This is a genomic window from Pedobacter sp. KBS0701, assembly GCF_005938645.2.
Classification (GTDB): Bacteria; Bacteroidota; Bacteroidia; order Sphingobacteriales; family Sphingobacteriaceae; genus Pedobacter.
Genome location: NZ_CP042171.1, coordinates 4,656,842 through 4,682,339, shown reverse-complemented (window position 1 = coordinate 4,682,339; position 25,498 = coordinate 4,656,842). Strand labels below are relative to the sequence as shown.

Genomic DNA, 25,498 nt, shown 5'->3' with positions numbered 1-25,498 from the left:
ATTATTGCTTTAAGAAATATCCCATGGATTGAGGACTTGGAGATTTACAATTTTTTTAAAATCGGAAGTATTTCTTGTGATTAAGGTAAGGTTATTGGTTATTGCTGTGGCTGCTATTATTGCATCTGGAAGTTTAATTCTATGCGATTTTCTTATTTTGATAGTGTTTTGGATAATTTCTTCTGATAGATCATAAACAAGCGATGCTGAAATGAATCCGCTTAATTGTTGAAATTGATGTTCTGTCATCTTAGACCAGCCTAAAAGTTCTATTCTTGAAATAACAGATAAATGCATTTCGAGATTATCCATAAATACGAGTATTTTTTCAGGTAATTTATTTTCAAGATACTCAATTACCGAATTGGTATCTGCTAAATATCCCTTTCCCATTCGTTCCTGCTATCGATAATATATTGCTGGAATTCTTCGTATTGCTTGTCAGTAAGGTTTAGTGAACCACGAAAATCAGAATGCTTTCTTTTAGGTTTCTCCATCTCGTTAAGTTCGTCGACAGCATAAACCAAAACCTCAATTTGTTTCCCAATATAAGCCTTAGGAACATCTATTGAGATGTTTTCTTTATCCGGTGTTATTATTGTTCGTACCATACTCAAATATACAAAATATCAAGGACGATTAAAATTACATTTCAGGTATTAGTTAATTTAAAGACCAAAGACTTGGCGGCTTAAGACTCCCGATTCTTCTTCAGCTCTTCCCACTGTTTAGCAAAAGATTTATCGGCAACTCTAGGCATCTCCCGGTATTTGCCCCAGCTTTTTTTGAAAAAACTTTTGAGCATAAAGTTTTTAAACTTTCCACCGAAGAAATCCATCCATTTGCGTTTTTGCATCATTTTGCTGAACATGCTCCAGCCAATTTCTTCTTTTTTGCCATTATCATGAGCCGCTGCAGCGTCTCGCCGGTTTAACAGCAACATTTTGTGGATATCGATTTTAACCGGACAAACCTCTGAACATTTTCCGCAGAGACTGGAAGCATAGCTTAAGTGTTTAAACTCTTCCATACCCTTTAAATGCGGCGTAATCACAGAGCCGATTGGACCGCTATATGTGGTGTTATAGGTATGTCCACCAATATTTTTATATACGGGGCAGGCATTTAAGCAGGCGCCACAACGGATGCAATACAAGCCTTGTCGCTGATCTTTTTGAGCCAGTAAGTTGGTACGGCCATTATCCAGCAGGATAACATACATTTCTTCGGGGCCATCGGTTTCATTTGGCTGGCGCGGGCCACTTAAAATGGTATTGTAAACCGTTAAATTCTGCCCGGTTCCATGTGAAGCCAATAAAGGCCAGAACAGATCCAGGTCGGCCATAGAAGGAATTATCTTTTCGATACCTACAATAGCGATGTGGATTTTAGGAAAAGTGGTGCTTAAACGTGCATTACCTTCATTTTCAGTGAGGGCAATACTTCCCGTATCGGCAATTAAAAAATTCCCGCCGCTAATACCAATATCAGCATTCAGGTATTTATCGCGAAGTAATTCTCTCGCTTTTTGTACCAGCTGCGGAGGAGTGGCATCTATAGGCGTGCCAAATTTATCATGAAATAACTGCGAAATATCTGTAGCACTTAAGTGCATGGCTGGGGTAACAATATGGTAGGGAGCCTGGCCCAATAACTGAACGATGTATTCACCTAAATCACTCTCCAGCGATTCGATATTGTTTTGTTCCAGAAAGTCGTTCAGGTGTATTTCCTCTGTTGTCATCGATTTAGATTTGATGACTGTTTTACCATTGTTTCTTTTAATGATATTGAGGATTTCTTGCTGGGCTTCTTCAGCATCGTTAGCCCAAATTACCTTACCGCCACGACGCTGAAAGTTCGATTCGAACTCGGGTAAAAACTTGTCGAGGTTTTCCATCACACGCCATTTAATTACATGCGCCTTTTTTTTCGAGGCTTCGAGGTTTTCGAATTTTGATAAACCGCGTTCAACTGCCGCATTGTATTTGCCAATATTATAATTTATGGTTTTACGGTGCGGTAAATCGAAAGCTTTCTCATCAGACTTCTCTAAAAATTCCTCGGCAGTTTTCATCAATGGCAATTTCATTATAGGGGTAACGAAGAATAGCTGTTTTTAGTTTCAGGCTACTCTGTTAAAAACCAAAGATAGGAAACCCTGTTGAGTTTATTTTTAGAAAATTGAAACTTGACTATCAAGCAATTATTTTTATTGTATATAATCCTTGAAATCATCTAGTGGAGGATTAAAATCATCACTCATTTCATCTTAAATAGATCTCAATTCGATTAATACTATTCATACTGACTAATTTTGAGTCTGTGAAACTAGCGAGATCGTCATGCTGAATTTATTTCAGCATCTTTCCTATTAGATAGACCCTGAAATAAATTCAGGGTGACGAGTGCGCCAAAAATTTCTAATGCAGATTTTAAAGGTATATTAATAATCTAATCAGGTTTTTAATTTTGAAATATATAGCGACAGTTAAGCATAAAAAAGCCCCAACATTTCGTTGAGGCTTAGTATTTTGAATATTATTTCTTTGGATTTCCTTTTCCGTCCATATCTACTGCCGGGCGTTTAGGTCTGTTTGCCAGTTCCCATGCGGTAAAGTAGGTTAATTTTGCTCTTTTTGCCAATAGGGGGAAGTTAATTTTGCTTACTTCATCGCCAGGTTTGTGGTAGTCTTGTTGTAACATGCCGTCATAATAGAAGATAATCGGAATACCCAATTTTGCGAAGTTATAATGATCTGAACGGTAATAAATTTGCTCAGGATCTTTTGGATCATCATACTTATAATCCAGTTTCATTTTGGTATAGGTTGCATTAACCTGCTCGCTTAAGTTAGCAAGGTCGCTACTTAACATTCTAGAGCCTACTGAGTAAATGTAGTTTGCTGAATCTGGTTTGCCCAAATACTCTTCGCCAGTACGGCCAATCATATCAGTATTTAAATCAGCAATGGTATTGGCTACCGGAAAAACAGGATGCTCAGAGTACCACTCAGAACCCCAAAGGCCTTTTTCTTCTCCAACTACAGTCATAAATAAGATACTGCGTTTAGCACCCTTACCTGCTTTTTTGGCATCGGTAAAGGCTTTTGCCATTAATAATACACCAGTAGTACCCGATCCATCATCATCTGCTCCATTGTTTACTTTGTCTTTTGCGTTTGGATCAGTTTCTAAACCAATATGATCGTAGTGACCGGTTAAAATTAATACTTCCTTTTTTAGAACCGGATCAGACCCCTCTAAATAACCTAAAACATTTTCGCACCTAACTGATGCCTCATTTTTAGCAGCACTTGCTGAAAAAGGAACACCTACGATTTGTGAAGCAGGAGTAAGGCTTTCGGTAATTTTCTTTTGTAAATCTGCTACCGTAGTATTGGCTGATTTTAACAGATCGTTTGCTAATGCTACTGAGATTGAAATGCGTGGAATTTCGTTTTGCTTCTGAGCCTCAATAGCTGCGTTGGTTTTTACCATTACACGACCATTATTTTGAGCTTGTTTGCTATTTTCGGTAATTCTGTCTACACTTGGATCGATCAGAATGATGGCTTTAACATTATTCTCTGCAAAATATTTTGCTCTTCCTTCCAACATAGCACGGTAAGATGCCCTGTCAATTCTGGTACCTGGTTTAATGGTCGGATCGCCGCCGTTAAACATCATCACCACTTTGCCTTTAATATCAGTTCCGGCAAAATCGTTGTAATTGTCTTTTTTGATTCCATAACCAATAAATACAATCTGATCGGTAGAAAAAGTGAAACCGTTATCGCTGATTAAGCTCGGTGAAACGATATAATCTTTCTGGTATTCTTTCGGCTGACCGTTAACAGTTACATGGCTCTCTTTTAGTGTAACATTAACCAGATCGATCTTTTGGAAATAGCTGCCATTTACAGGTGCTTTTAGACCTAAAGATTTGAAATAGTCGCGGATATAATCTGCTGCCATCCAGGCACCTTTAGTACCTGTTTCGCGGCCTTCATATTCATCAGAAGCCAAAACTGAAAGGTGCTTGTAAGCATTTTCCGGACTAATCGCCTTGCTGAATTTTATCGCATCCTTATTCGGTATAAGGGGCTTTATCTGGCTAAAGCAACTTGCGGAAACAAGTGATACCAAACTAAGGGTTAAAAACTTTTTGTTCATTATGATAATAGTTAGTTGAGTTTGTTGTTAACACGAAATTTTTTCAACCCTGTTCTGGTGGCGACCACCTTCAAATTCAGTAGCTAAAAAAGTTGTCGTTATTTCTTTTGCCAGTTCTTCCGAAACAAATCTGGCAGGGATACATAAAACGTTTGCGTTATTGTGCTTGCGGACCAAAGAAGCTACCTCATTTTCCCAGCATAAACCAGCCCTGACGTGCTGGTGTTTATTGGCCGTGATGGCTACTCCATTTGCCGATCCACAAAGCAAGATACCGTATGTAAAATCACCATTTTCTACCGCTTCGGCAACAGGATGAGCAAAATCTGGATAATCAACTGAACTTTCAGAATAGGTGCCAAAATCTTTTACCTCGTAATCCTGTAAAAAATCTTTTAATATTTCTTTGTATTCGAATCCGGCATGATCCGCGCCAATGGCAATTTTTATTTTTGTACCAGACATTGTCAAATTTATAGAGAATTATGAATTCTGTTCGTAATGTTTTTGTTAGTTAGCGTAGAAAGCAGCATCAGCCTTTTTCTTCTTTTTTTCGATGTAGGCCGATACAAAAATACTCAGCTCATAAAGTAAGAACAATGGCGTAGCTACAATCAGCATCGTCATAATATCAGGTGTTGGCGTAACAATAGCGGCAATGATTAAGATAATAACTGCGGCATACCTTCTGCTCGATCTCATTAGTTTCGGTGTCATCAACCCAAGTTTCGACAGGATGAAAATAATAACCGGAAGTTCGAAGATAATTCCGGTGCCTAAAGTTAAAGTTGCCACAGATGATAGATACGAATCGACGGTAAATGTGTTTTTAATTTCGGCACTCACAGTATATCCTGTTAAAAAGTTAACCGATAATGGGCATACTACAAAGTACCCGAAAAAGATACCGATAATGAAAAGTACCGATGCAAAGAATACAAAGCCACTTGCAGATTTACGTTCGTTCTCATGCAGTGCTGGTTTGATAAAACGCCATATTTCCCATAATAAATACGGGAAACCAACAACAATACCACACATTACACAAACATTTAACTGCAGGTTAAACTGACCTGCCATTTCTGTATTGATGATTTCACCATTAATTTTGGTGATACACATATCCTTGCCTAAGGAAGGAAAGTGCTCTACCAGTTTACACATCATGCGATAGGTCCAAAAATCTGGTTTTTTAGGCCCGAAAATAATTTTATCAAGGATTTCCTCGTTGAAATAAAAAGCGATACCGGTAAAAACGGCAATGGCAATTACGGCTCTGATTAAATGTTTACGGAGAACATCCAGGTGATCAAAAAAAGACATCTCTGCCTCTAATGTGGTGCTCTTTTGTCCGATAGCTTTTGTAAGTAGATTTTTTTTAGTGTCGCTCATGTTGAAAACAAAAATACCATTCTATTTGAATAGAATGGTATTTACGTGTTAAATATAGAAATAGTTTATATTATTATGAGAAATGCTTTAATATATTATGTAGATCAATATGTTAATTATTTATAATGTCCTCTTAGGGAGTGAATTTTAATAACTTGCTCAACTTCCATAACCTGATAGATAATTCTGTGCTCTGAATTTATCCTCCTCGACCACATCCCTGAAAAATCATATTTAAGTTGTTCAGGTTTTCCGATACCCTTAAACGGGGATTCTAGTATGGCAATAAGAAGAGATTCTATTTTCTTTTGAATAGCGATATTGCCACTTTTTTTCCAGTAACTTAGGTCTTCTTTGGCTATCTCATCAAAAGCTATTTCCATAAATCATCTATAGCTATCTTAGTAAATTTTCCCTCTTTAAAGTTTTGCTCTGATTTTTTTATTTTAGCAACAAATTCGGGATTGTAAGGCTTATCCTCTTTTTCAAAAGAAATCTTCATGGCTTTTAAAACCTGCTTTACGGCATTTAATTGAGCCTTGTTTTCCGGATGTACAATTAATGTTTCCATAATTCAAATTTACTGAAATAATTCTTAAATTTTTAATAAAGAAAAATCCCATTCTGTTTTACCAAAATGGGATTTAAATTTTTATAATCGTTTATATTATTCCGTAAATTCAAACGTTTCCATAAACTTAGTGGTGAAGTTTCCTGCCCTGAAGTTAGGATCTTTCATCAATTGTAAGTGGAAAGGAATGGTAGTTTTAATACCTTCAATTACGAATTCGCTCAAAGCACGCTCCATGGTACAGATGGCTTCTTCACGTGTTTGCGCTACGCAGATTAATTTTGCAATCATCGAATCGTAGTTGGAAGGAATTGAATAACCTGCATACACGTGGGTATCTACACGAACACCATGCCCGCCCGGAGAATGGAAATTAGTGATTCTACCAGGTGAAGGACGGAAGTTATTCGCAGGATCTTCTGCATTGATACGACATTCAATGGCATGCATCTCCGGCGTATAGTTTTTGCCCGAAATCGGAATTCCGGCAGCTACTTTAATCTGTTCTTTAATTAGATCGAAGTTGATCACCTCTTCGGTAACCGGGTGCTCTACCTGGATACGGGTGTTCATTTCCATAAAATAGAAGTTGCGGTGTTTATCAACCAGGAATTCGATTGTACCTGCACCTTCGTAGTTTACGGCCATTGCACCTTTAATCGCAGCTTCACCCATTCTTTCACGAAGTTCTTCGGTCATAAACGGAGATGGAGATTCTTCTACCAATTTCTGGTGACGGCGTTGAATGGAACAATCGCGTTCTGATAAGTGACATGCTTTACCAAACTGATCTCCGATGATCTGGATTTCAATGTGACGTGGATCTTCAATGTATTTTTCTAAATATAAGCCATCGTTACCAAATGCCGCACCAGATTCCTGACGCGCACTGTCCCAGGCATTTTCGAAATCTTCATCTTTCCAGACTACACGCATACCGCGTCCACCACCACCGGCAGTTGCTTTTAGAATTACAGGGTAGCCCATTTCATTGGCAATTGCAATACCTTCTTTAACGCTGGTAAGCAAACCTTCCGATCCTGGAATAGTTGGAACACCCGCGATTTTCATGGTTTCTTTTGCTGAGGCTTTATCGCCCATGCCATTGATCTGCTCTGGGGTAGCACCAATAAATTTGATGTTGTATTCGCGGCATATATTAGAAAACTTAGCGTTTTCAGATAAGAAACCGTAACCTGGGTGTATGGCATCGGCATTAGTTAATTCTGCAGCCGAGATAATATTTGGGATATTTAAATAAGAATCTTTACTGGGTGGGGGCCCAATACAAACAGCCTCATCAGCAAAACGTACGTGTAAACTCTCGCGATCTGCAGTAGAGTAAACAGCAACCGTTTTGATGCCCATTTCCTTACAGGTACGGATAATTCGCAAAGCGATTTCACCCCTGTTGGCAATTAGTATTTTTTTAAACATAATTTTTAATTTAGGATTACACAGATTTAAACGATTACACCGGTTTAACGGTATGATCAAAAATCTGCGAAATCAAATTAATCTGTGAAATCAGCTTCTAAATAGGTTCTACTAAAAATAACGGTTGATCATATTCTACAGGTGATGCATTATCAACTAATATTTTAACTATACGGCCTGAAACTTCACTTTCAATCTCGTTAAATAGTTTCATTGCCTCTATAATACAAACTACTTTACCTGTGCTAACCTCATCGCCAACGTTAACAAACATCGGTTTTTCCGGACTAGCTGAACGATAGAAGGTACCGATCATTGGCGATTTAATAGTAATGTATTTTGAAGTGTCATCTGCAACTGGTACAGCAGGTGTTGCTGCATTTGGTGCAGTAGGAGCTGTGGCAACAGGGGCAGCAGCCTGTACAAGCGGAGCCTGTGGCACGGTAGCATGCACAACTGTTGGTGCTTGGTTTGTTTTGATCGTGATTTTGAAGTTTTCTTGCTCAATAGCAACTTCATTTACTCCAGAACGAGAAACAAATTTAATCAGTTCCTGTATTTGTTTGATATCCATTTTTTAGGCTAGTTATGTAAAAAATAGTGTTTATTGAATTAACTAAGTTATACTTTTTTTGTTTTATATTTTTATCCGGGCAGTACCTTACTTCTGACTCCCGACTAAAGACTTCTGACTATTTTGTGTCGTACGCCCATTTAAGGTATACCGAACCCCAGGTAAAGCCACCACCGAATGCAGCTAAAACGATGTTGTCACCTTTTTTCAATCTGCTTTCCCATTCCCATAAGCATAACGGAATGGTTCCGTTGGTTGTATTGCCATAACGTTCGATGTTGATCATTACCTTATCGGTAGTAACCCCCATACGGTTTGCAGTAGCATCGATAATGCGTTTATTGGCTTGGTGAGGCACTAACCAGGCAACATCATCAGCAGTTAAGCTGTTGCGTTCCATAATTTCGGCAGCAACATCAGCCATATTGGTTACGGCAAATTTAAATACTGTTGGGCCTTCCTGGTGTGCGAAATGCTCCCTGGCATCAATAGTTTCGTGGGTTGCAGGTTTAACTGAACCACCAGCCTTCATGCCTAAGAAATCTCTTCCGGAACCATCTGTTCTTAAAATAGAATCCTGGATGCCAAATCCTTCTTCATTTGGTTCTAGTAAGGCACAGCCACAACCATCGCCAAAAATGATGCAGGTTGTACGGTCTTCATAGTTAATGATTGACGACATTTTATCACCGCCAACTACTAAAACTTTTTTGTGTCTTCCTGATTCGATAAATGATGCACCTGTAGAAAGTCCGAAAATAAAGCCAGAACAAGCGGCTTGTAAATCGTAACCCCATGCATTTTTAGCTCCGATTTTATCTGCTAAAACGTTTGCTGTAGCAGGGAAAGTAAAATCTGGAGTAGTAGTGCAAAAGATAATCAGTTCAATTTCACTTGCATCAATTCCTCTCTTTTTAAGTAAACCGTTTACAGCATGAACCGCCATATCGGAAGTACCTAAACCTTCTCCCTTTAAAATTCTACGTTCTTTAATTCCCGTTCTGCTGGTAATCCATTCATCCGAAGTGTCAACAATGGTTTCTAACTCTGCGTTTGTAAGCACATAGTCGGGGACGTAACCATTTACTGCTGTAATAGCAGCGTGAATTTTACTCATTTTAAGAATTTTAATAAATTATTTAAATGCCATTCTAATTTTTTCTACCAACCCGGTAGTAATCATTTCCCTGGATTGGAGAACCATATTTTTAACAGCTAGCGGACTGGAAATTCCGTGTCCGATAACAACTGGAGCGTTAACCCCTAAAACCGGACTTCCACCGTACTGTTCATAATTAAAACGATCGAAGAATTCATCTTTAAGTCCTTTTTTGATGGTAAGTACGTAAAACGATTCTGCTAATTTAAGCATTACATTTCCGGTAAAGCCATCGCAAACAATTACATCCGCTTTTTCATTAAATAAATCCCTTCCTTCCACATTACCCACAAAGTTGAACAGGTTGCTTTCTTTCATTAACGGAAAAGTAGCCATGCTAAGCATGTTTCCTTTTTCATCTTCTTCACCAATGTTCATTAAGGCAACCTTAGGATCGTTAATCTGCAAAAGATTTTCTGCATATAAACTGCCCAGAACGCCAAATTGTAATAAAATATCGGGTTTACAGTCGGCATTTGCACCTACATCTAAGAGTAAGCCTGTGCCGCCTTTAATTTTTGGAAGAATTGTACATAAACAAGGGCGGATGATGCCCGGGATGGTTTTAACGCTAAATACAGCGCCAACCAACATGGCTCCAGAGTTACCTGCACTTGCAAAAGAATCGATTTTACCTTCTTTTAAAAGGTTAAAACCAACTGCTATGCTCGAATTCGGTTTCTGAACGATTGCTTTGGTGGGATGTTCGCCCATACCAATTACTTCATCAGTATGAACGTATTCAAAATGATCTGGATTAAAACCTTCTTCTGCAAGGATGGGTTTAATCTGTTCGGTATCGCCAATAAGAACTAAATGCTCTCCAGCGTTAAGCGATTGATGAGCAGCTATTGCTCCCAAAACAATTGCTTTGGGAGCATAGTCTCCGCCCATTATGTCGAGGCCTATTTTCATAGAAAAAATCTGTTTGTGTTAAGTCAGGTGTAATCCTGAATTTTTCAGTTGACTAAGGTATGACTAAAGCCGCTGAAAACACAAACAATTTTTTAAGAAAATTACCCTATCTGAGTATTTTCGATAACCAGTTTGCCGTTGTAGTATAAGTTACCATCAACGTTGTAAGCACGGTGAGGTACGTGGATAGCACCTGTTGCCGAGCATGTTGCTAAAGAAGGAGTAACAGCTTTATAGTGCGTTCTTCTTTTATTTTTTCTCTGTTTCGAGATCTTCCGTTTTGGATGTGCCATTGCTGTATAATCTAATTATTTTTTTAACTTATTAAGGGCTTCCCAACGTGGGTCGCTTGTTTGTTCATTTTCTTCAGCCTGCTTTTGGATAGATAACTGATTTAAGCGGTCAATCATTTCCTGATCGCAATCTTTACCTGCCTGCTCGCAGTTTTTGATATAAGGTACCGCTACGTTAATCATCTCGTATAAAGGCCCCGATATATCAATCTCGGTGTCTTTTCGGCTTAATGAGATAATTTCTTCATCATCACTTTCCAGTTCATCTTCAGCAAACTTTACAATCTGCCTTTCGTAAAGGTTTACCGGGTAAGCAAATTCTGATAAACATTTATCGCAATCTAAATTTACGGTACCAATAACTTTGAATTTTAGGATCAACATGGTCTCTTGTTTCTCAAGTTCCAGGTCTACCTTTAAATTTCCACTTTTGATTAGCGAGTACTCAAATGCATTAAAAAAGGTGTCATCAAGCTCATAATCAAACTGATGAGATCCCAATTTTAATCCGGTAAACGGTAATGAAAATTGTTTTAGTGGGTTCAAAGTACTGTAAAATTTTAGCCTGCAAATGTAGGGATAAAATAATTAGATTAAAAATGTTTTTTAAAAATTGTTGGCGTTAACTCTTGATTTTTAGAGCTTATAGGTTTCTCAAGGCTATAAGGTCTGCAGAATGATTAGCTGGCCAGTACCATTTCTTTATTATTCCTGCTCCATTCGCTCCACGAGCCTACATAGAGTTTAGGAATGGGCAGGCCTGCATAATCCATAGCCAAAAGGGTATGACATGCCGTAATACCCGAACCACAGTGTACAATTACATTTTCGGGCTTTACATGTGCCAGGGCTTCTTCGTATTTTTCTTTTAATATTTCAGGAGCAAGGAAAGCACCGTTTGCATCTAAGTTTTCGGTATAAGGAATATTGGCCGCTCCAGGGATATGGCCTGCAATTAAATCAATAGGTTCAGTTAAGCCTGCAAAACGATTGGCATCGCGTACGTCGATCACAATGTAGTTATCAGTTTTAGCTACTCTTTCTACTTCATTGATGTTGGATAAAGGCAATGCCCATTCTTTTACTTGGTATGGTTCAACCGATTTTGGGATCTCCACTTTATCGGTAGTCGGAAAACCTGCTTTAACAGCCGCCTGAAAGCCGCCATCAATAACCTGTACTTTTTCATGACCGATTGCTTTCAACATCCACCAGAGCCGCGCAGCTGCATTACCAGCATTTTTGTCATCGTATATAATAACATGGCTATGTTCAGTGATCCCGAGTTTTTGTAGCACATTGGAAAACTGTTCAGAAGTTGGTAATGGATGACGTCCGCCAATTGCAAAATCGCCAATGCTGGCTAAATCTTCATTTACATCGGCAAAAAGCGCTCCAGCCAAATGTTGCTCATCATACCTTGCTTTTGATCCGGCGCTGGCATCAATGATTACGATTTCATCATCCTGGTTTAACCAGGTTAATTCTTCGGGTTTTATAATTGGGGATAATTTTGTACTCATATTTGTTTTTTTGGGTTAACTGATGTTATTATAATTCCAGCAATTAATGTTGGAAGCCATAGTATGAAAGAATAATATCCAATCTTTGCTGTTATAAAGGCTATGTCGCCTCGGTACGAAAAAAGTACTGCACAGAAAATCCCCATTAACACACTTACAATAATTAATATAATTCCTGTTAGTCGCATTTAGATTGTTTTTTTAGCAAAGCCCATAGCCCGAAAACTGGTCCAATTGCAAGCACCATATAAAGATATTGAATATTAATCTGTTTTGATAGTAGATTAAGTGACTGGATACTAATGATCGTGATGGCAAAGCCGATGCAATTAACCAAAGTTAATGAAGTCCCTCTCAAACTTTCGGGTGCGTGTTTGGCAATTAAGGAAGAAAATAGTGGCGAATCGGCCGTGCCGGATAAACCCCAGCAGAATAAGAATATCAAAAAAGAATAGACTGAGCAGCTAAATAGAAAAACAGGAGAGAGCAAGCAACATAAGCCCGATATTGTTAAGGCGATAGTGGCAATCCGTTTTGCGCCAAATTTTTGTGAAAGCAAACCGCCAATCATGCAAGATAAACCTCCTGATGCGATAATTAGGAACGAAAACAGCGGTATATTTAAAGTTGTATGTACATGTTTAGTGTTGTAAAGCAGTAGCATGCCGGGTAAAAAAGCCCAAAAGGTATAAAGTTCCCACATGTGTCCGAAATAGCCGAAAGCGGCGGACCGAAAACCTGGATTTTTAAAGCCATCGAAACAAGAGCGGAAATTGAATTTTTGTCCGGCAGTTCTAAATGGACCGTTTGGTACCAGCCATAAAATGCAAAGCGCACCAATTAGAGATAAACCCGAAGTAGCGAAGATTACATATTGCCATTTAAAATTTCCTGTGAATGTCTTTAGGAGATGTGGAAAGGCTGTGCCTAAAACCAACGCACCTACTAAAAAGCCCAGCGATTTGCCGAGGCCGTCTTTAAAGTAATCGGATGCTATTTTCATGCCGACAGGATAAATCCCAGCTAACATAAAGCCAGTTAAAAAACGAAAAAGCAATAATAAATGGACATTAGATAATTCAAGACAGATGGCCAGATTAAACAATGCGGCTGCAATTCCACAGATAAAGAAAACTTTTGAGGGTGAAAAGACATCTGAAATGGCAAAAAATGCGAAGACTAAAGTGCCGCTGATAAAACCGAACTGCACCATGCTGGTGAGGTTAGCCAAAAGGTTCGCTTCGGTAGGGAAGTTTTTAACGATATCGGGTACTACAGCATTGCCTGCAAACCATAAAGAAGTGCAGAGAAACTGCGCAATAACGATTGTTGGGAGAATATGATTGCTTGCTTTTACGCTTTTCATTTTTTAGTTTACAGCACAATTTTGACTAAAATAAACCTGATAGAAGTGGAAATCTTTTTTGTTGCTGTGCTTCGACAAGCTCAGCATGACAATCACAAAAAGATTGGAACGGATAGCAGGGCTTTCAGAACCGATGGAACACAAGGCCTTGCTTTGAAAAAAAAATGTTGACCACCTAAGCCACCTTAGTACATCTGAGTTTAATGCATCTTTGGTCTTTCAGCCTTAGTCTTTCTGCCTTCTACCTTAAGATGCATCATCCTTAATGTCAAATTGAGTTTCAACCACTTTTCCACCTGTGCGTAGTTGGTTGCCCAGCATTTCCTCTTGCTCGCGGCGGTTTTTTACAATGTGAATGGCTGAAAATAAAGCTTCGGTAAAGGAAGTCGAATCAGCTAAATTTTTTCCTGCAATATCATAACCTGTTCCATGATCGGGAGAGGTGCGGACGAAGTTTAAACCAGCGGTATAATTTACGCCATTATGGAAAGCTAATGTTTTAAAAGGAATTAAACCCTGATCGTGGTACATAGCCAAAACAGCATCAAACTGTTTGTAGCTACCATTACCGAAAAAGCCATCAGCAGGGTATGGACCAAAACATACAATGCCTTTGTCGTAAGCTTCCTGGATGGCTGGCGTAATAATTTCAGCCTCTTCGGTACCCAATAAACCATTATCGCTGGCATGTGGATTTAAGCCCAAAACAGCAATTTTCGGTTTTTCGATCCAGAAGTCTTTTTTTAAACTTTCGTTAATCAGTTTTAACTTATTTACGATTTTATCTTTCGTAATTGCCGCCGGAACATCTTTCACCGGAATATGACCTGTTACAACACCTACCCGTAGATTTTCGCTGATCAAAAACATCAGCACATCTTTACTTCCGCTTTTTTCCTGTAGATATTCGGTATGGCCGGGAAAAGCAAAAGTATCTGATTGAATATTATGTTTGTTAATTGGAGCAGTAACTAAAGCATCAATATCACCGTTTACCAGATCGGCTGTTGCACGCTCTAGTGATACCAAGGCATATTTTCCACCCGTTGCCGTAACCTGACCCAATTCGATTTTTACATCTTCTTCCCAGCAATTGATCATGTTCGCCTTTTTTGGCAGTGCCTGGTTGGCATGGTTAACTACATTAAAACTGAAATCACCCAAATTATTCGCTTTTCTGTGAAAAGATGAAACCTTGGTATGGCCATAAACGATTGGAGTGCAATAATTTAAAATAGCAGGATTGGATAATGTTTTAATGATTACCTCTAAACCTATGCCGTTTACGTCGCCTATACTGATACCAATTTTAAGTTTATCGCTCATAATTACTGGAAAATTTTAGCGCAAATTACTGATTTTCGTTTAAAGACTTTAAAAAAAATGAAACCTCAGAGAACAGAGATTGATTCGCAAAGAAATAATAAGTCTATCTTTGCGTTCATAGCGCCGAATCTTAGCACCCCTTTGCGGTTAAAATATTCGATTAATTTTAAGGTATGAGTTTAGTAAAAGCGAAAAAACATTTAGGACAACATTTTTTAACCGATAAAGGCATTGCCAACCGCATTGTAGAGGCTTTGGTAAATACCAATAAATATAATCAGGTTTTAGAGGTTGGGCCGGGAATGGGAATCTTATCTGATTTTTTGCTGCAGCGTACAGACCTGGAAACCTATCTTATCGATATAGATACAGAATCTTTCCATTTTTTAAATGAAAAATACCCCCAGCTTGGCGATAGGTTGATTAATGGCGATTTTCTGAAACTTGATTTCGATGCTATTTTTCCTGGCCAGTTCGCCATTATCGGTAACTTTCCATATAATATCTCATCACAGATTTTATTTAAAATATTAGATAACCGCCACAAGGTTGTAGAAATGGTTGGGATGTTTCAAAAAGAAGTTGCGCAGCGTTGTGCCTCGCCTGCAGGAACCAAAGACTATGGAATTTTGAGTGTGCTTCTTCAAGCCTATTATAAAATTGAATACCTGTTTACGGTTAAGCCGGGTACATTTAATCCGCCACCAAAAGTGCATTCGGCTGTGATCCGTTTAACCAGAAATGACGTGGAAACTTTAGATTGCGATGAAAAATTATTCTGGCGGGTGGTTAAGGCAGGTTTCAACCAACGGAGAAAAACCTTGCGTAATGCGGTTTCAGCAGTGATGCCAAAGGATAAAATGGACGATCATATCTACTTCGAGAAACGTGCCGAGCAGCTAACTGTTGCAGATTTTGTGGCACTAACACAACATCTGAGTAAGTTGATGGAGGCTTAGCGATTTTTTTGTCATGCTGAGGCACGAAGCATCTGTTTCATCGGATGCAGATGCTTCGTGCCTCAGCATGACAGGAGTGAAAAAATATCACTGTAATCCTAAAATCTTTGCAATCATTCACAAAACGATTCTTGCAAATCCGTGATTATTTTCATTGAATTTCTCCTTTCCTTTGCGACATAATTTTAAACATCATGGTTAATTACAGCGAAATTTTCAGCGAGCAAGGAATGGATTATCAAACCTACCGTGAACTGATTGATCAACTTCTGTTAGAGGGAAAGGCAACTGGCGACGTAACTTACGATTTGCACTACACTAAAATGAATGTGCAGCGCATGAGCCGGGTGGATAAAACGATCAGCTTAAATGATGAGTTGGTATCAACTATTGAACATCTTCAAGAAAATTATAAATTTCTGGTGATTACCGAAGGCTGGTGTGGCGATGCTGCACAAATTGTTCCGGTGTTTAATAAAATCGCAACTGCATCGTTGGGTAAAATAGATTTGAAATTTGTGCTTAGAGATAAAAATCTGCCTTTAATCGATGCACATTTAACCAATGGTGGAAGGGCTATCCCGGTTTTAATTGTATTGAATGAATCAGCAGATCAAGTTTTAGCAACCTGGGGGCCAAGACCACAAATTTTACAGGAACTTTTAAAAGAATGGAGAAAAGAAAGTACTGAAATGCCAGTTTTAGCAGAAAAACTTCATGGCTGGTACGCTAAAGATAAAACGCAAACCACACAGGCTGGGTTAAATGAGCTTTTAAAAGGATTGGAGAGTTAATTTTGTGGAATAGTCTTCATCTCGACTGAAACGCAGTGAAATGGAGAGATCTGCCTAGATAGATTTAGCTTCGCTGAGCACTCCGTGGTTCTCGACTGCGTTACCGATGTAAAATCGGTACAGGTAGCACTCCGCTCGAAATGACAATATTGCGAGAATAATTCTCGGGAGTAATCTTTTAATCAACAGAAACAGTTAATCCTTCTTGTTGTAAAATTTTACGGTATACTTCCATCTCTGTAAATGATCCTTCTAAAACAGGGCATTTACCTTCATTATGCACTTTCCATGCAATTTTTTCGGCCTGCGATTCGTTATAATCCAGGTATTTCATCATGCAGTAAATCACATGATCAAAGGTATTGATATCATCATTCCACAAAATAAGGCGGTGTACGGTTTTTAGGGAAGTTAAAATTTCTTCGAGCGTAAAGGTCTCTTCTTTGGTTTCTGTAGACATGGTGCAAAAATAACTATTTTTATGTAAGATATAATAGTTTTAATGTAAGATGGAATAGGTAAAATAGATGAGGTGCAGTAACATAAGTCTATACAACATCTTACATCGTACATTTTACATATCTTCCATCTCTTTTAATACATTTGTTAACCAAATTTATAAAAAACACGAGCATGCACCAGTCTAAAATTGCGGGAATAGGTTACTACGTTCCTAAAAATGTATATACCAACGATGATTTAAGCCGTTTTATGGATACCAATGATGCGTGGATCCAGGAGCGTACGGGAATTAAAGAGCGCCGTTTTGCCGATCGCAATGAGGAAACCACCACTACAATGGGCATTGAAGCCGCCAAAATTGCAATCGAAAGGGCTGGGATTACCGCTAAAGATGTCGATTTTATCGTTTTTGCTACCCTTAGTCCAGATTACTATTTCCCAGGTTGTGGCGTATTGTTGCAACGCGAAATGGGCATGGGTGAGATCGGTGCTTTAGATATCCGAAATCAATGTTCTGGCTTTGTATATGCCCTTTCGGTGGCCGATCAGTTTGTAAAAACTGGCATGTATAAAAATGTTTTGGTAGTGGGAAGCGAGAAACACTCATTTGCGATGGATTTCGAAACCCGGAGCCGTAATGTATCAGTAATTTTTGGCGATGGTGCTGGTGCAGTAGTGTTACAGCCTACAGATGAGCCGGGAAAAGGGATTTTAAGTACACATTTACATAGCGATGGTGCCGATGCCGAAATTTTGGCCATGTATTATCCAGGTTCTCATGCCAATAAATGGTTAAAAGATAAACCTGCTTACCCAGAGCAGGAATTGGGTGGGTTATTTATGACGCAGGAAATTTTAGAAAGTGGTGCCGCGTTACCTTATATGGATGGTCCGGCAGTTTTCAAAAAAGCGGTAGTGAAATTTCCCGAGGTAATTAAAGAGGCTTTGGCTGCTAATCATTTAACTGAAAAAGATATTGATATGCTGGTGCCACACCAGGCAAACTTACGTATCAGTCAATACGTGCAACAGTTATTGGGTTTAAACGATGATCAGGTTTTTAATAATATCCAAAAATATGGCAATACTACGGCAGCTTCCGTGCCTATTGCTTTATGCGAAGCCTGGGAAGCTGGTAAAATTAAAGATGGAGATTTGGTATGCCTCGCTGCATTCGGATCGGGCTTTACCTGGGCTAGTGCGCTGATTAGGTGGTAACTCATAGGTTCGTCATTTCAAGCAAAGAGCAACGAAGTCGAGAAATATGGCCTTTGATATGACCTAAACACTTTATTTACCACTAAGAAGTTAAGAACATTAAGGTTTTATCACATTTTCTTAACTTCTTAATAATAAAAACAATCTATTGTGCTTTAGGCTTAATAAAATCTCCTAAATAACTGCATTCTCCTGCTGCAATAGCGTAAAAAGGCGTTTTGTTGTAGTTAAGTCTTAATTCTTTGAGATAAGGGTTATTATAATTGGCCTTGATAAAGTTTTTCCATTTTACATCGGTTTTATCGTAATAATAAAACGATAATGGATTCGCATTCATAATAATCTGCTTTTGCAAACATTTAGCCAGCATAAAAGTACATTTTGCCTTAAAATCGGCATCAGTGCTTAAGGCCCTGGCTTTTAAATACCATGCTTTTGCGGTTTGTGCTTTTTTGTAATCCCCATCGTACACATATTTCGCTGGGTTGCTGTTATCGTAAGATGACCAATCGTAACTGATCAGGAACCAGCTGTTGCCAAAATAACCTGTCTGATAAACGGCATTGGCCATTTTGTAATAATAAAGCGCAGCATTCTTTTTATCGCTCACCGTTAACTTCTGCAAGCGGAGCATTTCTGCAGCAAAAGCCTTTTTGGTAATAGACGCTTTGGCTGTTACATATTTTTTAGGGAAATCGTTAATGGTCTCAATAAAAGGATTGGCATATAATTTAGCATTGGCTTCATCTGCATACCAATTATCTGGATTAAAATATTTGTAGCCTGCTGAAACTTTTGCAAACATTTGTACAGCTTTATCATATTGATGCGTACGCAGATAAGTAGTGCCATAAAGCTCATAAAAATCATCGTTTTTAAGTTGATTTAAAGCCGAAGCCAATAAACCGGTAACATCATTGCCTGATGCCTTTGTCTTATAAACGGCTAAACCCTGCATACTTTTCGGACTTAAATTTTTCTGCCAAAAAGCGATACTCTGGTAGCTCATATTCTGGAAAAGAGAGTTCTCTTTCATGGTTTTAAATGTTAGATCACCTTTAACCATTGCTAGTGCTGCTTTTGCCGTATCGCCCATGTTCAAATAAGCTGGTGCCAATATTTGTTGGTAGAAATTCCTGGTGGTTCTGCTAAAGCGCTTTTCAGCCTGATCGCTATCGTAATACTGTCCGTTTGACTGATTTTTATTTTCTGCGAAACGTTTTTCGTCCAGCCATTTTAAAGTAGGCAATAGGTCATTTTCGTTAAAAGGATTGCCTTTTTTGATGTTTTTAGCCTTAATTAATAAATCGGTAATGCGATATTGGTCGCGCAATCTTTCTGGTAATTTATCAGGTTTTAATAGCGCAAGGTAATTTGAAGCCATGAAATCTTTATTCTCCATCCACGATAAGTAGGCAGCTGTTAATGTACCCAATTCTGGCTGTGGATATTTCTTCTCCGTGGCCAGTTTTACGGCAAAATTCCTGATTTCATTCAGGTGTTTTAGATTAACTGTTTTTAAACTGTCCTTATACTTAGGATTGCCGTTATCAGAAAAGTAATAATTGTAACCAATTTTGGCGATGTCGTTCGCTTCGATAAGGTCTTGTTCCAATTTATTTACTTCGCGCACCAGTAATGTTCCGTTCAGCTGACTTTTAGGTTCATACTGATAAACTTTATTTAAACTTTCCATACCCGAATCGGAATTTCCGAAACCATTTATTGCCCAGATATTCGCTTTTTCATTATTGGTTTTAGCATATTTTAAGGCCCCGTTAACAGGAGTGCTGTTGTAGTAATAGTTTTTATAAGCTTGCACCCTCCGTTCCGGATTGCTTGCAAAAACTTTTGAAAATAAAAAGGCAGATTCTTCGGGATTTCCCAACCTGCGGGTAGATCCGGCATATAATGCCAATGCCCAGCCTTTGGCCGCACTATTTACCTTGCTGTTTCTAATGTATTTATCGTAAGTTGATTTACTTTCGGCATGGTAACCGGCAAAGTGGAACATCCGCTCAGCCTGATAAGCATAACGTAATTTCAGAAAATCATTCTTTTCAGCTTCTGTTAATTGTAATGCTTCTTTAGCTTTTGAGCCCATTGCTGTAGTATCGCGTGGTTTTGGATCCCAAAGACTAAAATCTACATTGGCCAGGGGTTCGCAGCTCTTAGCAAACAGGTAATATTTTAAAGATTCTTTACGTTTGCTTAAAGCCTGCATAAAGCTGTTCTGCTGTAAACTGTCTGGCAATTGCGAAAGGTTGCCATCAAAATTAACCAGTTTTACACCGGTAGCGCTATCGGTTTTGTACATTACTTTTAGCACATCCTCCTTTTTAACATTGAGGTATTTCGCCCATTCGCGGCTGTTAATGTCAGGCTCACTTTCAATATCGGTTTCACTGTTGAGGTAAACCATTTGATTATAAGCAAATGGCGAATATTCATCTCCTTCTATATTGTTATGGAAATAGGAAATGTAATCGTAGGGATCTATCTCACCTCCACAGGCAAGATTCACGGCAATTTCGCCGAAAAAAGTAATCAGAAATACACTAAAAATTAGCGATAACTTTTTGAAGGTTTTCATTGGTAAAATGTTTTAATAGGTCGGTGTCTAAATGGTAGAAAACGAGATTCCGCTCTCTTGGGGCTAAAGATCGGGATAAAAATTTAGAGGTAACAAGTAAATCTTCAGGAGAAATTTGCTCCCATCTTACTATATCGTCTTTTTTTAATCCAGCGGCAGGGTAATCAACCAAAAGATCGTAAAGGATGGAATTTTCCTTTCGCTTAAAAAGTTTTTTGTCGTCGATCTGAATTTTACTGATCCGTTTAGAAATACCCGCATATTGCCCGTTCCTGAATACCACCGCCCATTCGAAAATAGGCAGAGCTACATCAAGCGGCAATGGATATTGTGATAAATAATCTTTTAGGTAAAGATCCATTTCGTGTTGGTCCAATATGGAGTTTTGCTCGCCATATTTACGCAGGTTGCCCATGTTGTAGCACATTAAAATAGCCTTTTCTACTGGCGGTACACCACTTGATACAATGTTTTTAACCTGATGAAGGCGCAAGGTTACCGAAATGGTTTTTCCCTTTAAAAGCGGTCTTGCCTTTAACTGTTCGAGGAATTTAAAATACCTGTTCCTGGTGCCTTTAGTCCAATCGCAATCGATCTGAAGTTCGTGGTAATTTTGTTTTCCGGCCTGTTTTACTTTAGCCTCTACAAATTTGGCAATGCGATCGGCCATCACCACAGTCTGCATGGTGTCAATTTTGTTAAAAACCTGGTTAACAATAAACACTACAGGTATAATATTGGTGTGTTTGGGGATTGAATCCGAGAATTTAATTGGCGAAACAGGTACGGGCAGTTGCAGATCGGGATTAAAATCTACATCCATGATCCGCACATACAAAGAGTTGGATTTAAACTGATCCAGATAAGCGGTTTCTTCTTTTTTATTCTGGTAATCCGTCTTCCAATAATAAAAAGTAGGATGCACGATTGATTTTTGCTTACAACCAAGGAAGAGAAATACAAAAATCACTAAAATACTTATCTTGCGCATAATAATTTTATTGGGCAAAAGTAGTATAAAATGCGGGCAGTTTTACAAAGAGTTACACAGGCGAGTTGCACTGTTGATGGTGAAGTAACAGGAGTTATTGAAGGCGGATTTTTGGTGTTACTAGGTATTGAAGACGCTGATCAGGTAGAGGACCTGGACTGGTTGGCACAGAAAATTATCGGGATGCGTGTTTTTGGCGATGAAAATGGAATGATGAATAAGGCACTTGCTGATGTAGGTGGAGATATTTTGCTGATTAGCCAGTTTACTTTATTTGCATCTACTAAAAAAGGAAACCGTCCGGGTTTTAAGAGGGCGGCACGACCAGATGTGGCGATTCCACTTTACGAGAAAATGATAGAAAAGCTGTCTGCTTTATTGGGCAGACAAGTAAAAACGGGAATTTTTGGGGCTGATATGAAAATAGCACTTTTAAACGATGGACCTGTTACGATTCTAATTGATACAAAAGATAAGGAATAATTAAAATTTGAACAGTAGTGGCGTAACTTATTAAGTCTTGAATGGTCAGAAAACAATATTAATTTATCCCAAACTTTTAACCTAAGCTTATATGAAAGATAAAAATCCGAACCGTTTAACTGAATATGGTTTTTTGGTATTTTTTTTAGGGCTAAAACTAATTTTATCTTTTGTATTGGTTAATTCGGTTTATGAATTACAACGCGACGAGTTTCTCCATTTAGACCAGGCCAATCACCTGGCTGCAGGTTTTACTTCAGTTCCACCTTTAACCTCGCTATTTTCGTGGCTGATTAAAGCTTTTGGAAATGGTATTTTTATGGTAAGGATTATACCTGCATTATTGGGAGCCATAACCATACTGTATTGCTGGAAAATCGTCGATTTTTTGAAAGGGAACTTATTGGCCAAATGTTTGGTTGCCGTAGCCTGTATATGTTCTTCTTTGCTGAGGCTAAATACCCTTTATCAGCCCAACTCCTTCGATGTTTTAGCCTGGACAGCCATATTTTATTATTTACTGAGATATTTTGATCAAAAAGAGGCTAAATATCTATATGCTTTTGCCATTTTTGTGGCTTTAGGCTTTTTAAACAAATACAATGTTCTGTTTCTGATCATTGGTTTGTTGCCAGCCATAATTCTTACCCCAAATAGAAAAATATTCACCGATAAACACCTTTATCTATCTATATTACTGGTCGTTTTAATCATTTCGCCTAATGTAATCTGGCAAATTGACAATCATTTCCCAGTGCTTAAACACATGAAACTTTTGCGGGCAACACAATTGGTGCATGTAAACCGGATCGATTTTTTCATCGGGCAGGTTCTCTTTTTTATCAGTTCAATTTTTATCCTTTTAGCGGGGATCGGCAGTTTGATTTTTTATAAAGATTTCAGGAAATACAGCTGGATTATTTTGACCTACATTATTACCCTAATCGTATTTAGCTATTTTAAAGCAAAAGATTATTATGCCTTAGGTTTATATCCGGTTTTACTGGCTTTTGGTGCGGTTTATTTAAGTCGGGTTTTAGCGAAGAAATATATACTATCGGGCTTGCTGTTCGCTTTTAATATAGGCACATTTATTTACCTTTTGCCACTTTTGATGCCGGTTTATAGTCCTGCACAAATTATTGCCCACCATAAAAGGTTCGAGCGGGTAGGCGCATTACGCTGGGAAGATGGCAAGAACCATGAGTTGCCTCAGGATTATGCGGATATGCAAGGCTGGAAAGAACTGGCAGCACTTGTTGATATTGCTTACGATAAGGTTAAAGATAAATCTACCGTATTGATACGTGCCGATGATTACGGACAGGCGGGCGCAATTAACTATTATTCGAAATATAAAAACATCAATGCAGTATCGTACAATGCCGATTACCTGTATTGGTTTAAAATGGATAAACCAATAAAAGATTTAATTTTAATTGAATGGTCTGGTGATGAAGATCCTCAAAGGAAGAGAGAGCAACCATTATTTGATAAAATTACTAAAATTGGCGAATTGAAAAATCCTTATGCCAGAGAAAAAGGTGCGGCAGTTTTTTTACTGGAAGGCGCAAAAAAAGAAGTTACCGGTATCATAAAATCAGAAATAGAAGAAGAAAAAAATGACCATTAACGAAGCACAGGAAACGGTAGACCGTTGGATTAAAACTACAGGAATCCGTTATTTTAATGAATTAACCAACACGGCCATTTTAATGGAAGAAGTTGGGGAGGTTGCACGGATTATGGCCCGTAAATATGGCGAGCAGTCTTTCAAAAAAAGCGACGAAGAGGTAAACCTTGCCGATGAAATGGCCGATGTAATGTTTGTGCTGATCTGCTTGGCCAATCAAACCGGTATCAATCTGACAGAAGCCTTGGAAAAGAACCTGGAGAAAAAGAGTATCCGTGATGCAGACAGGCATAAGAATAACGAGAAGCTTAACCCCTAATCCCCTAAAGGGGAATTATATTTTGCTTGGGTCAAGCCCCCTTTAGGGGGTTGGGGGAATAAATTCCATCAAACTTCTATAGGCAACAAAACGGTTCTTAAACCTTTCGTTTAATTCAGCCTGTAAAGCTGGTGCAAATTCTTCCTGGTATTTATTGTATTGGTCGAGTGTTTCTGCTACATACTGCGTGCAATAAGTTATGCCCTCATTTGGCGAATCTACAACCTTTAATAAGCGGTTAGAAACAAACAGACCTGTTGCCATCACTTCAGGGATGTGAACATCCTGCATCCATTGTAACCATTCTTCGGCTGCTGCATCTTCGAGGATGAGCGTAACATTATATAAAAGCATATTGCAAAGGTAAATAATATATAAATGGGAAAAAATGCATGGATAACTGTTTTTATTCTTTTAAAGCTATTGTTCAATTAAATTTTTGGTATAATTCATATAGCATGATATGAAATAATACCACTCAAAAAATCGATAACTCAATGAGCAATTACATCTATATGGGTGACCTAACCGCAATTTTTGATTGTGTTTTGTGCTTTGTAATCGGTAGGGGGGATCATGGAGAAAAAAGACATTGCGTACCTGGAAAAGGTATTTTCTTATAACTTAATTAATCGACAGCACGGGGGGCAAGAATTTTAATTTTAGCCTGGATTTGCTTCATTTTGTTGTTAACCTTAACTATTATTACATTAGATGCATAAGTTAGCTGCAATATCAAAATGATTACCATTACCACATCTTCCACTATAAAAGAACTTGAAGGAATTCTTGAACTTCAAAAGCAAAACCTAAAACAGGATTTAACACCCGAACAAATTAAAGCACAAGGCTTTGTTACGGTTTCGCATTCGCTAGATGACCTGGAAAAGATGCATCGATACGAGCCTAATATTATTGCGAAGGACGGAGATACCGTAGCAGCTTACGTGCTGGGAATGACCAAGCAATCAAAAAACGATATTCCAAGGCTGGTTGAAATGTACGAAAGCTTCGATGACATTTTATACCGGGGAAAACCTGTGTCTGATTATCATTATATTGTAGTTGGGCAGGTTTGTGTAGGAAACGATTATAGGGGCAAAGGTTTATTTGATGAATGCTACAATGCCTATAAAGATTATTTTAAAAGTAGGTATGCCTTCGCCATCACTGAGATTGCGAGTATTAACCTGCGATCTATGAATGCACATAATCGTATCGGCTTCGAAGTAATACATAATTATACCGACAGTAGCGGTGTAGAATGGAATGTGGTAGTTTGGGATTGGGATGATTTTAATTAGTATCTTCATC

General features: G+C 38.4%; 28 protein-coding genes. 7 read left to right on the top strand and 21 right to left on the bottom strand.

What is annotated here, in order from left to right; all coding sequences use genetic code 11:
• Window positions 1-9: 9 nt before the first annotated feature.
• From FFJ24_RS18855 to pdxA, 17 genes are all read right to left on the bottom strand, one after another.
• Window positions 10-393, bottom strand: coding sequence for a type II toxin-antitoxin system VapC family toxin (locus FFJ24_RS18855; protein ID WP_138818730.1), 384 nt, complete (start codon window positions 391-393; stop codon window positions 10-12).
• On the bottom strand, window positions 375-611 hold the full coding sequence (locus FFJ24_RS18850; RefSeq protein WP_138818729.1) for a hypothetical protein: 237 nt from the start codon (window positions 609-611) through the stop codon (window positions 375-377). Before FFJ24_RS18850 ends, FFJ24_RS18855 begins: the two co-directional genes overlap by 19 nt.
• An 80-nt stretch (window positions 612-691) precedes the next feature.
• Window positions 692-2,077, bottom strand: coding sequence for a LutB/LldF family L-lactate oxidation iron-sulfur protein (locus FFJ24_RS18845; RefSeq protein WP_371716856.1), 1,386 nt, complete (start codon window positions 2,075-2,077; stop codon window positions 692-694).
• 464 nt (window positions 2,078-2,541) lie between these two features.
• Entirely contained in the window at window positions 2,542-4,176 is a 1,635-nt protein-coding gene (locus FFJ24_RS18840) for a M28 family peptidase (protein ID WP_138818728.1), read from the bottom strand.
• A gap of 27 nt (window positions 4,177-4,203) precedes the next feature.
• Window positions 4,204-4,641: a ribose 5-phosphate isomerase B gene (gene rpiB / locus FFJ24_RS18835; protein WP_138818727.1), complete on the bottom strand. Its 438-nt coding sequence runs from the start codon at window positions 4,639-4,641 to the stop codon at window positions 4,204-4,206.
• Window positions 4,642-4,686: 45 nt separating this feature from the next.
• Window positions 4,687-5,568 carry a twin-arginine translocase subunit TatC gene (gene tatC, locus FFJ24_RS18830; protein WP_121287609.1) on the bottom strand — a complete coding sequence of 294 codons (882 nt, stop codon included), beginning with the start codon at window positions 5,566-5,568 and terminating at the stop codon, window positions 4,687-4,689.
• Window positions 5,569-5,684: 116 nt separating this feature from the next.
• On the bottom strand, window positions 5,685-5,951 hold the full coding sequence (locus FFJ24_RS18825) for a Txe/YoeB family addiction module toxin (RefSeq protein WP_138818726.1): 267 nt from the start codon (window positions 5,949-5,951) through the stop codon (window positions 5,685-5,687).
• On the bottom strand, window positions 5,942-6,139 hold the full coding sequence (locus tag FFJ24_RS18820; protein ID WP_138818725.1) for a DUF2683 family protein: 198 nt from the start codon (window positions 6,137-6,139) through the stop codon (window positions 5,942-5,944). Before FFJ24_RS18820 ends, FFJ24_RS18825 begins: the two co-directional genes overlap by 10 nt.
• Before the next feature lie 96 nt (window positions 6,140-6,235).
• Window positions 6,236-7,576 (bottom strand): acetyl-CoA carboxylase biotin carboxylase subunit, encoded by a 1,341-nt coding sequence (gene accC, locus FFJ24_RS18815; RefSeq protein ID WP_138818724.1) that lies wholly within the window; start codon window positions 7,574-7,576, stop codon window positions 6,236-6,238.
• A gap of 97 nt (window positions 7,577-7,673) precedes the next feature.
• A complete protein-coding gene (accB, locus tag FFJ24_RS18810; RefSeq protein ID WP_138818723.1) occupies window positions 7,674-8,150 on the bottom strand; it encodes an acetyl-CoA carboxylase biotin carboxyl carrier protein in 477 nt (158 codons plus the stop codon).
• A gap of 118 nt (window positions 8,151-8,268) precedes the next feature.
• The gene (locus FFJ24_RS18805; RefSeq protein ID WP_138818722.1) at window positions 8,269-9,267 is read right to left on the bottom strand and encodes a beta-ketoacyl-ACP synthase III; all 999 of its coding nucleotides are present in this window, start codon (window positions 9,265-9,267) and stop codon (window positions 8,269-8,271) included.
• Between the two features lie 18 nt (window positions 9,268-9,285).
• Entirely contained in the window at window positions 9,286-10,224 is a 939-nt protein-coding gene (gene plsX / locus FFJ24_RS18800; RefSeq protein ID WP_138818721.1) for a phosphate acyltransferase PlsX, read from the bottom strand.
• A 101-nt stretch (window positions 10,225-10,325) separates the two neighbouring features.
• Complete coding sequence (gene rpmF, locus FFJ24_RS18795) at window positions 10,326-10,517, bottom strand: 50S ribosomal protein L32 (protein ID WP_025143959.1); 192 nt, start codon at window positions 10,515-10,517, stop codon at window positions 10,326-10,328.
• A 15-nt stretch (window positions 10,518-10,532) separates the two neighbouring features.
• Window positions 10,533-11,063 (bottom strand): DUF177 domain-containing protein, encoded by a 531-nt coding sequence (locus tag FFJ24_RS18790; RefSeq protein ID WP_138818720.1) that lies wholly within the window; start codon window positions 11,061-11,063, stop codon window positions 10,533-10,535.
• A 134-nt stretch (window positions 11,064-11,197) separates the two neighbouring features.
• The gene (locus FFJ24_RS18785; RefSeq protein WP_138818719.1) at window positions 11,198-12,040 is read right to left on the bottom strand and encodes a sulfurtransferase; all 843 of its coding nucleotides are present in this window, start codon (window positions 12,038-12,040) and stop codon (window positions 11,198-11,200) included.
• 178 nt (window positions 12,041-12,218) lie between these two features.
• On the bottom strand, window positions 12,219-13,406 hold the full coding sequence (locus FFJ24_RS18780) for a nitrate/nitrite transporter (protein ID WP_138818718.1): 1,188 nt from the start codon (window positions 13,404-13,406) through the stop codon (window positions 12,219-12,221).
• A 246-nt stretch (window positions 13,407-13,652) separates the two neighbouring features.
• On the bottom strand, window positions 13,653-14,732 hold the full coding sequence (pdxA, locus tag FFJ24_RS18775) for a 4-hydroxythreonine-4-phosphate dehydrogenase PdxA (protein ID WP_138818717.1): 1,080 nt from the start codon (window positions 14,730-14,732) through the stop codon (window positions 13,653-13,655).
• Between the two features lie 173 nt (window positions 14,733-14,905).
• Between pdxA and rsmA the strand changes: the two genes are divergently transcribed.
• Together rsmA and FFJ24_RS18765 are read left to right on the top strand one after the other, a co-directional pair.
• Window positions 14,906-15,691 carry a 16S rRNA (adenine(1518)-N(6)/adenine(1519)-N(6))-dimethyltransferase RsmA gene (gene rsmA, locus FFJ24_RS18770; protein ID WP_138818716.1) on the top strand — a complete coding sequence of 262 codons (786 nt, stop codon included), beginning with the start codon at window positions 14,906-14,908 and terminating at the stop codon, window positions 15,689-15,691.
• A 194-nt stretch (window positions 15,692-15,885) separates the two neighbouring features.
• Window positions 15,886-16,485, top strand: a complete 600-nt coding sequence (locus FFJ24_RS18765) for a thioredoxin family protein (protein ID WP_138818715.1) — start codon at window positions 15,886-15,888, stop codon at window positions 16,483-16,485.
• 178 nt (window positions 16,486-16,663) lie between these two features.
• Here the strand turns inward: FFJ24_RS18765 and FFJ24_RS18760 are convergent, their stop codons facing one another.
• A complete protein-coding gene (locus FFJ24_RS18760; protein ID WP_025143968.1) occupies window positions 16,664-16,945 on the bottom strand; it encodes an ATP-dependent Clp protease adaptor ClpS in 282 nt (93 codons plus the stop codon).
• Window positions 16,946-17,118: 173 nt separating this feature from the next.
• Here FFJ24_RS18760 and FFJ24_RS18755 point away from each other — a divergent pair, with 173 nt between their 5' ends.
• Window positions 17,119-18,165, top strand: coding sequence for a 3-oxoacyl-ACP synthase III family protein (locus FFJ24_RS18755; RefSeq protein ID WP_138818714.1), 1,047 nt, complete (start codon window positions 17,119-17,121; stop codon window positions 18,163-18,165).
• 145 nt (window positions 18,166-18,310) lie between these two features.
• Here FFJ24_RS18755 and FFJ24_RS18750 read toward each other — a convergent pair whose 3' ends face one another.
• On the bottom strand, window positions 18,311-20,758 hold the full coding sequence (locus FFJ24_RS18750; RefSeq protein ID WP_138818713.1) for a hypothetical protein: 2,448 nt from the start codon (window positions 20,756-20,758) through the stop codon (window positions 18,311-18,313).
• A complete protein-coding gene (locus FFJ24_RS18745; RefSeq protein ID WP_246862655.1) occupies window positions 20,724-21,749 on the bottom strand; it encodes a hypothetical protein in 1,026 nt (341 codons plus the stop codon). Before FFJ24_RS18745 ends, FFJ24_RS18750 begins: the two co-directional genes overlap by 35 nt.
• 30 nt (window positions 21,750-21,779) lie before the next feature.
• Between FFJ24_RS18745 and dtd the strand changes: the two genes are divergently transcribed.
• The 3 genes from dtd to FFJ24_RS18730 all read left to right on the top strand — a co-directional run bounded on the left by dtd (window position 21,780) and on the right by FFJ24_RS18730 (window position 24,184).
• A complete protein-coding gene (gene dtd, locus FFJ24_RS18740; RefSeq protein ID WP_138818711.1) occupies window positions 21,780-22,232 on the top strand; it encodes a D-aminoacyl-tRNA deacylase in 453 nt (150 codons plus the stop codon).
• Between the two features lie 91 nt (window positions 22,233-22,323).
• Window positions 22,324-23,865 carry a glycosyltransferase family 39 protein gene (locus FFJ24_RS18735; RefSeq protein WP_138818710.1) on the top strand — a complete coding sequence of 514 codons (1,542 nt, stop codon included), beginning with the start codon at window positions 22,324-22,326 and terminating at the stop codon, window positions 23,863-23,865.
• Window positions 23,855-24,184, top strand: a complete 330-nt coding sequence (locus FFJ24_RS18730) for a nucleotide pyrophosphohydrolase (RefSeq protein WP_138818709.1) — start codon at window positions 23,855-23,857, stop codon at window positions 24,182-24,184. Before FFJ24_RS18735 ends, FFJ24_RS18730 begins: the two co-directional genes overlap by 11 nt.
• A 42-nt stretch (window positions 24,185-24,226) precedes the next feature.
• Here the strand turns inward: FFJ24_RS18730 and FFJ24_RS18725 are convergent, their stop codons facing one another.
• On the bottom strand, window positions 24,227-24,538 hold the full coding sequence (locus FFJ24_RS18725) for a DUF4286 family protein (protein WP_138818708.1): 312 nt from the start codon (window positions 24,536-24,538) through the stop codon (window positions 24,227-24,229).
• 386 nt (window positions 24,539-24,924) lie between these two features.
• Here FFJ24_RS18725 and FFJ24_RS18720 point away from each other — a divergent pair, with 386 nt between their 5' ends.
• Window positions 24,925-25,488: a GNAT family N-acetyltransferase gene (locus FFJ24_RS18720; RefSeq protein WP_138818707.1), complete on the top strand. Its 564-nt coding sequence runs from the start codon at window positions 24,925-24,927 to the stop codon at window positions 25,486-25,488.
• Window positions 25,489-25,498 lie beyond the last annotated feature (10 nt).